This window comes from Vibrio splendidus 12E03 (genome assembly GCF_000272105.2).
Classification (GTDB): domain Bacteria; phylum Pseudomonadota; class Gammaproteobacteria; order Enterobacterales; family Vibrionaceae; genus Vibrio; species Vibrio splendidus_I.
Genome location: NZ_AJZD02000042.1, coordinates 23,606 through 30,604 on the forward strand (window position 1 = coordinate 23,606; position 6,999 = coordinate 30,604).

General features: G+C 43.9%; 6 protein-coding genes. 1 reads left to right on the forward strand and 5 read right to left on the reverse strand.

All coding sequences use genetic code 11. From position 1 onward, the window contains the following. Positions 1-30 precede the first annotated feature (30 nt). From corC to miaB, 4 genes are all read right to left on the reverse strand, one after another. A complete protein-coding gene (gene corC, locus A142_RS04450) occupies positions 31-921 on the reverse strand; it encodes a CNNM family magnesium/cobalt transport protein CorC (RefSeq protein ID WP_012603382.1) in 891 nt (296 codons plus the stop codon). Between the two features lie 120 nt (positions 922-1,041). Then, positions 1,042-1,503 (reverse strand): rRNA maturation RNase YbeY, encoded by a 462-nt coding sequence (gene ybeY / locus A142_RS04455; RefSeq protein WP_012603383.1) that lies wholly within the window; start codon positions 1,501-1,503, stop codon positions 1,042-1,044. Beyond that, positions 1,504-2,625 (reverse strand): PhoH family protein, encoded by a 1,122-nt coding sequence (locus A142_RS04460; protein ID WP_012603384.1) that lies wholly within the window; start codon positions 2,623-2,625, stop codon positions 1,504-1,506. Positions 2,626-2,788: 163 nt separating this feature from the next. Continuing rightward, positions 2,789-4,213: a tRNA (N6-isopentenyl adenosine(37)-C2)-methylthiotransferase MiaB gene (gene miaB, locus A142_RS04465; RefSeq protein ID WP_019820813.1), complete on the reverse strand. Its 1,425-nt coding sequence runs from the start codon at positions 4,211-4,213 to the stop codon at positions 2,789-2,791. Between the two features lie 308 nt (positions 4,214-4,521). Between miaB and A142_RS04470 the strand changes: the two genes are divergently transcribed. After that, positions 4,522-5,697, forward strand: a complete 1,176-nt coding sequence (locus tag A142_RS04470; protein WP_019820814.1) for a 2-octaprenyl-3-methyl-6-methoxy-1,4-benzoquinol hydroxylase — start codon at positions 4,522-4,524, stop codon at positions 5,695-5,697. 69 nt (positions 5,698-5,766) lie between these two features. Here the strand turns inward: A142_RS04470 and A142_RS04475 are convergent, their stop codons facing one another. After that, on the reverse strand, positions 5,767-6,813 hold the full coding sequence (locus tag A142_RS04475) for a lactonase family protein (protein ID WP_029405325.1): 1,047 nt from the start codon (positions 6,811-6,813) through the stop codon (positions 5,767-5,769). Between the last annotated feature and the right edge of the window lie 186 nt (positions 6,814-6,999).

A 6,999-nucleotide genomic window follows, 5' to 3' on the forward strand; every position in this document is an offset into this window, starting at 1 on the left:
AATTTCTGTCATCTCTTTAGAGAGAAGTTGTTATTCTTCGATAGTCGGAAGAGGCTGTTCGTCAGGAATGGTTACCTGTAGCTGAATCACACGACGGTTATCTGCTGATGTTATTTTGAAATGGTAGTTTTCGATTTCTACAATTTCGCCACGAACCGGCAGGTGACCGAGTGCTGTCATAACCATGCCGCCTACCGTATCCACTTCATCGTCACTAAAGGCAGTGTTAAACGTATCGTTGAACTCTTCAATAGTGGTTAAAGCTTTTACAGAGAAGGTATGCTTACTCAGCTTACGAATATCTAGCTCTTCTTCATCGTCGAACTCGTCTTCAATTTCACCAACGATTTCTTCGAGGATATCTTCAATGGTTACCAGGCCAGAAACTCCGCCAAACTCATCGACAACGATAGACATGTGGTAACGCTCTTCTTGGAACTCCTTAAGCAGGCGATCAACTCGCTTACTTTCAGGAACAACTACGACAGGGCGAATCACTTGTTCGATATCAAATGGGGCACTTTCTGAACCCAAATACTTAAGTAGGTCCTTCGCTAATAGAATGCCTTCAACATGGTCTTTATCTTCACTGATCACTGGGTAGCGAGAGTGTTGAGCATCAGTAATAAGCGCAATCAATGTATCTAAATCATCGGTGCGTTCAACTGTAACCATTTGAGAGCGAGGCAGCATGATATCGCGTACTCGCATCTCTGAAATTTCCATTACACCCTCGAGCATGTCGCGCGTGTCGTGGTCAATTAGGTCATTAATTTCTGAGTCGCGGATTACATCCACGAGCTCTTGGCGATCTTTTACTTCACCTTGAAATAGTTGGCCTAGGCGTTCAAAGAAGGACTTTCTACTCGGACCTTCAGATTTTTTACTTCCCTCAGAAGTGGGGGGGTTACCTTCGTTCATGATTTCTCAAAAAATAACGCTATCAGAAGTGTGATAGCACACGTTACAACTCAGATTCCTGCGAAAATCACAGGTTCGATGAGTTATTGTTTCTCTGCAACCTACTTTACTAGAATCAATTTACTTTTCTAGAATGTAAGGGTCTTCAAACCCCATAGATTGCATGATTTCTGTCTCGAGTGACTCCATCTCTTCAGCTTCATCATCTTCGATATGATCATAACCTAGCAGATGCAGACTGCCATGTACAACCATATGAGCCCAGTGTGCTAGCAGAGGCTTACTTTGCTCTTCTGCCTCTTTTTCGACAACTTGGCGGCAGATAATGAGGTCGCCCAGTAGATCTAACTCGATCCCTGGAGGAGCCTCGAATGGAAAAGACAACACGTTAGTTGGCTTGTCTTTGCCACGATATTCATGATTGAGCTGGTGGCTTTCTTGTGTATCAACGATACGAACCGTCAACTCAGCGTTCTCTTGAAACTGAGGAATTGTCTTGTCCAACCAAAGCTGAATATCTTGCTCAGTTGGAAGACCTTGCTCATTTTCGACCGCTAATTGCAGGTCTAGTTCAATAGACATCTATTTATCACCTTGTTCTGCAATTACAGAGCTATTTTGTGTTGCTAATTGTGTCGTAACTGCCTGCTGAGCCTCAAGAAGTTTGGCTTCGCGCTCTTCACGTTTACGCTTTTCAAACTCTTTGCGCTCTTTCTGGTCTTTTGCTTCCCACTTCTCGTACGCGTTGACGATACGGGCTACCACAGGGTGACGAACGACGTCTTCAGACATAAAGAAGTTGAAGCTAATGTCGTCGACTTCATTGAGCACTTCAGTCGCATGGCGTAAGCCTGATTTTGCACCACGAGGTAAATCGATTTGCGTAATATCACCTGTGATCACAGCGCGTGAGTTAAAACCGATACGGGTTAAGAACATCTTCATCTGTTCTACCGTGGTGTTTTGGCTCTCATCAAGAATGATAAACGCATCATTCAATGTACGACCACGCATGTAAGCCAGTGGCGCAACTTCAATTACGTTACGTTCAATCAGCTTCTCAACTCGCTCAAAGCCAAGCATCTCAAACAGCGCATCGTAAAGTGGACGTAAATATGGGTCTACTTTTTGGCTTAAATCACCCGGTAGGAAACCAAGCTTCTCACCGGCTTCAACAGCAGGACGAGTCAGTAGGATTCGGCGAACCTCTTGGCGTTCAAGTGCATCAACTGCTGCCGCAACGGCTAAGTAGGTTTTACCTGTACCTGCTGGCCCAATACCAAAGGTGATGTCATGAGTCACCATGTTCATTAGGTACTGTGCTTGGTTTGGCGTTCGAGGTTTGATGACGCCTTTTTTAGTCTTAATGGTCACTTCTTTGCCGTAGTCAATTTCAGACTCGACCTGTTGCTCCAAAATACCTGACTCGGTGATCGCCAGATGTATTTGCTCTGGTTCGATATCGATTATGTTGCCTTTAACTGGAGCCGTTTCAACATAGAGGTGTTTGATGATGTCTAAAGCTGCGGCTGTAGTGTGAGGCTTACCAACGATGGTGAAGAAGTTGCTTCGGTAATTAATCTCAACGCCAAGACGACGCTCAAGGTGCTTGATGTTGTCATCGAATGGTCCGCATAAGCTAGCCAAGCGCTTGTTGTCGGCTGGCTCTAGATTTATCTCTAAGGTAACGATTTTATTGCTCAAATTAGCCTCTCATTTTGTGCCAATCGCTCTTAAATAAAACAAAGAGCAAAAAGCCCGATTTAGACCGGGCTTTTGATTGTGATATCCCTATTTCTAAGATGGTCACTTAGTTAGGTAATTTCAAGCTTTGTGTTTGCGCTTTGTGCTCAAACAGTTGTATTGCCTACGGCGTAAATGTCACTACACCTAGCTCGTCTTCACGTTTTGTTTTTTCCATCATTTCTGCTGGAGTCATAACAACGCGTAGACCCATGTCTTTTTCTGTGCGAACTAGCTCACCACGTAGTGAGTTGGTGTAAACCTCAGTGATCTTCACATCTACGAACTGGCCGATTAGGTCTGCAGAACCTTCGAAGTTCACAACACGGCTGTTTTCTGTACGGCCGCGAAGTTCCATTAGGTTCTTTCTTGATGGACCTTCAACAAGGATACGTTGCTCTGTGCCTAGCATTAGACGAGAGAAGCGCATAGCTTGTGTGTTTACCGTTTGTTGCAGTTCGTACAAACGATCTTTCTTCTCTTGTGCTGGTACGTCACATGGGTAATCTGCCGCTGGCGTACCCGGACGAGGAGAGAAAACAAAGCTGAAGCTCATATCGAAATCAACTTCTTTAATTAGCTTCATTGTATCTTGGAAGTCTTGCTTAGACTCACCAGGGAAACCAACAATAAAGTCAGAGCTGATTTGAATGTCAGGACGAGCTTTACGTAGTTTACGGATAATAGACTTGTACTCGATAGCCGTATGCGGACGCTTCATCATCGTAAGAATACGGTCACTACCACTTTGTACTGGTAGGTGAAGGAAGCTCACTAGTTCTGGTGTATCTTTGTAAACTTCAATGATGTCGTCACCAAACTCAAGCGGGTGGCTTGTTGTGAAACGAATACGGTCGATACCGTCGATAGAAGCAACAAGACGAAGCAGTTCTGCGAATGAACAGATATCACCTTCGTGAGTTGGACCGCGGTATGCGTTTACGTTTTGACCTAGCAGGTTAACTTCACGTACGCCTTGCTCTGCAAGTTGAGCAACTTCGAAAAGTACATCATCCATTGGACGGCTAACTTCTTCACCACGTGTGTATGGTACAACGCAGTAAGTACAGTATTTAGAACAACCTTCCATGATAGAAACGAACGCCGTCGCGCCTTCAGCTTTTGGCTCGGGCAGGTTATCGAACTTTTCGATCTCTGGGAAAGAGATGTCCATTACTGGCTTTTCGTTAGACAGTGATGACTTAATCATCTCTGGCAAACGGTGCAATGTTTGTGGGCCAAAGATAACGTCTACGTATGGTGCACGTTGACGAATGTGATCACCTTCTTGAGTCGCTACACAGCCACCCACACCGATCACCACACCTTCTTTTTTATCTTTAAGCGTTTTCCAACGACCAAGCTGGTGGAATACTTTTTCTTGCGCTTTTTCGCGGATAGAACAAGTATTCAATAGTAGTACGTCTGCTTCCTCAGGTACTTCAGTTAGCTCATAGCCATTTGTAGCGTTAAGCAGGTCGGCCATTTTTGATGAATCATATTCATTCATCTGACAGCCCCAAGTTTTAATTAGCAGTTTCTTACTCATTATATGTTCGCTCGATCGTTAGTTTAATTTAAGGGAGCAAATCGCCCATTATTCATCCGCTAGCCCCGTTTATCATAATTCGGTATTCAATTTTATGACAGGCTCTAGCGGCAAGCGGCGTATTGTACTGGTTTCAAAACCGACTGACTAGTAGTCTGAACAAATCTCTTATGTAGTGGTTTTTATTATCCTTAACGCCATATGCCATAAGGGATAACCCTTTTTTCGAATAAGGTTTTTGGTTACAAGTTAGTTATGAAAAAGTACAATCAAAAACAGTCAAAGAATCAAACTGATAAGTACAAAATATGAACAGTTACGATATTGTAGTAGTCGGTGGTGGCATGGTTGGCGCAGCAACAGCAATCGGTTTTGCAAAGCAAGGTCTGAGTGTTGCGGTGATCGAAGGTTTTGCCCCACAAGCTTTTGATGAGTCGCAAGCGATGGACATTCGTGTGTCAGCGATTTCTCAAGCATCGGTCGATTTGCTTGAAGATCTTGGCGCATGGCAAGGTATTGCAGCAATGCGAGTGTGTTCTTATAAGCGTTTAGAGACGTGGGAGCACCCAGAGTGTCGTACTCGGTTTGATGCTGGATCACTGGACCTTCCTCGTTTGGGCTATATCGTTGAGAACAGACTCATTCAATTAGGTTTATGGTCTCAATTTGATGCCTACGACAATCTCGAACTGTTATGTCCAGAAAAGCTCGATAAGATTGAGTTTGGTGAAACCAATATCGTAAAGCTTCAATCAGGGGCTGAGTTATCTGCGAAGTGGGTGGTTGGTGCTGATGGTGCGAATTCAGCCGTTCGACAACAAGCTGGAATTGGCATCACGGCTTGGGATTATCGACAACACTGTATGCTTATCAATGTAGAAACAGAACAACCTCAGCAAGATATTACTTGGCAGCAATTTCTACCAAGTGGTCCTCGTTCGTTTCTGCCTTTGTGTTCTCTAACCTCTGACGATCAACAAGTCGGGCAGGGCTCGTTAGTTTGGTATGATTCTCCGCTGCGTATTAAGCAACTGTCAGCAATGACCCCTGAAAAACTACGTAACGAAGTACTTACTCACTTTCCTAAAGAGTTAGGTGATATCAAAGTCTTGAATTCGGGTTCTTTTCCTCTGACACGACGTCATGCTCAATCATATTCGAAGAATAACTGTATTTTAGTCGGGGACTCTGCACATACGATCAACCCATTGGCAGGGCAGGGTGTTAACTTAGGCTTCAAAGATGTATCAGTCCTGTTGGATGTCACCAAAGAAAAGGGTGAATTGAATCAGTTTGTAGCAAGACGTTATGAAGTGATGAGAAGAGGCGACAACCTAATGATGCAGAGTGGCATGGATTTTTTCTACAAGACATTCAGCAACGACATTGGTCCGCTCAAGTTTGCACGTAATGCTGCGCTAAAATTAGCAGAGAACTCTGGGCCGATTAAAACCCAAGTATTGAAATACGCCTTAGGCCTTTAATTTATTAGTTCAGATTATCTATATAGAGAAGGAGAGCAGATGCTCTCCTTTTTTGTTTGGTGCTGAGTGCTATAACTGCTGTGTAACGCAAACCGGTGCGTCGATCTCTAAAGAGTATCCTGTATAAACCAAAGACCCATCCTCACTATTTCGTTTGAATGAGGTGATGCTATTGGAGTGTTGGTTTGCTGCGATAAGCCATCGTCCGCAGTCAGTAATATGAAAATCGCGAGGGAAGTTGCCTTCAGTATTATAGTTATCAATAAAAATAGGCATTTTCGTTGTAGGCTCGATTCTGAAGCAACTGATCCTTGATTGGTGTCGACAAGATACATAGAGGAATTGCTCATCCGGCGATAGTTTTATCGCAGCCGTAGCTTCTCCTTTCTCCATATTGGGAAGCGCATCAATTTCTTCTACGATATTCCATACACCCAGAACCTTTTCCAACATAAGTATCGATTCAGAGAGCTCGCAGATCACATAGGCTCTGTCTTCTGCTTTGTTAAAGATTAAATGGCGAGGTCCATTGCCGGCTGGCACTTTAATAGACTGCATAGGCTCGTCTAGAAACTCTTCCTGTTCTTCATCGAAGCAATAGAAGTTGATTCGATCGGTGCCGAGATCGACAGTCACAAACTGTGGCGAGTTTTGTAAGAACAGGCATTGGTGGGCGTGCGGGCTAGTTTGTCTCTCTTTGTTTGGTCCGGAACCAACCATCTTGATTGTTTTGAGGCGCTTATCGATGTTGCCATTGATACTTAAGCTAAAGATATCGAATGTGCCTGATGAGTATTGCGACGTGATAGCAAACTTATTGTGTGGATCTATCGCGATGTGACAGGGGTGACCGCCAGCGATAGTACCGGAGTTCTTAACCGTCTTTGAGTTAGGGCTAGGAATATGAATCAGCTGCGGCTGTTTTGGCTGATCAATTTCAGACGCGGTATAGATGCCAAGTTTTGTCGCTACGACAAAAGACGGGTTAGTGCACTCTGCAACGAGATCTAAAGGTAATAGCTTTCCGTTTTCCAAGTCTAATTGAGCCTGATATACGCCTTGGCTTTTACTGGGAGTGTCTGTGTAGCAACCGATCGTTAGAGTGAGATTTTTCATAGGGCAGTCATACTCAATTAGAAAATGGAGCATACATTGTCTTATAAAAAAGTCATGAAGTGATTAGATAGGGAGAAATACTTGGTGACGGAGTTATCAGATTTACATATTCCAGATAAAACAAAACCCAGCTAAAAAGCTGGGTTTCATTCAATGATGGTGCGGTCGGAGAGACTTGAACTCTCA

Bases quoted from the DNA above. Each gene is read 5' to 3' on its own strand.
- miaB (WP_019820813.1), bottom strand. From the start codon at position 4,213: ATGAGTAAGAAACTGCTAATTAAAACTTGGGGCTGTCAGATGAATGAA.
- corC (WP_012603382.1), bottom strand. From the start codon at position 921: ATGAACGAAGGTAACCCCCCCACTTCTGAGGGAAGTAAAAAATCTGAA.
- ybeY (WP_012603383.1), bottom strand. From the start codon at position 1,503: ATGTCTATTGAACTAGACCTGCAATTAGCGGTCGAAAATGAGCAAGGT.
- A142_RS04475 (WP_029405325.1), bottom strand. From the start codon at position 6,813: ATGAAAAATCTCACTCTAACGATCGGTTGCTACACAGACACTCCCAGT.
- A142_RS04470 (WP_019820814.1), top strand. From the start codon at position 4,522: ATGAACAGTTACGATATTGTAGTAGTCGGTGGTGGCATGGTTGGCGCA.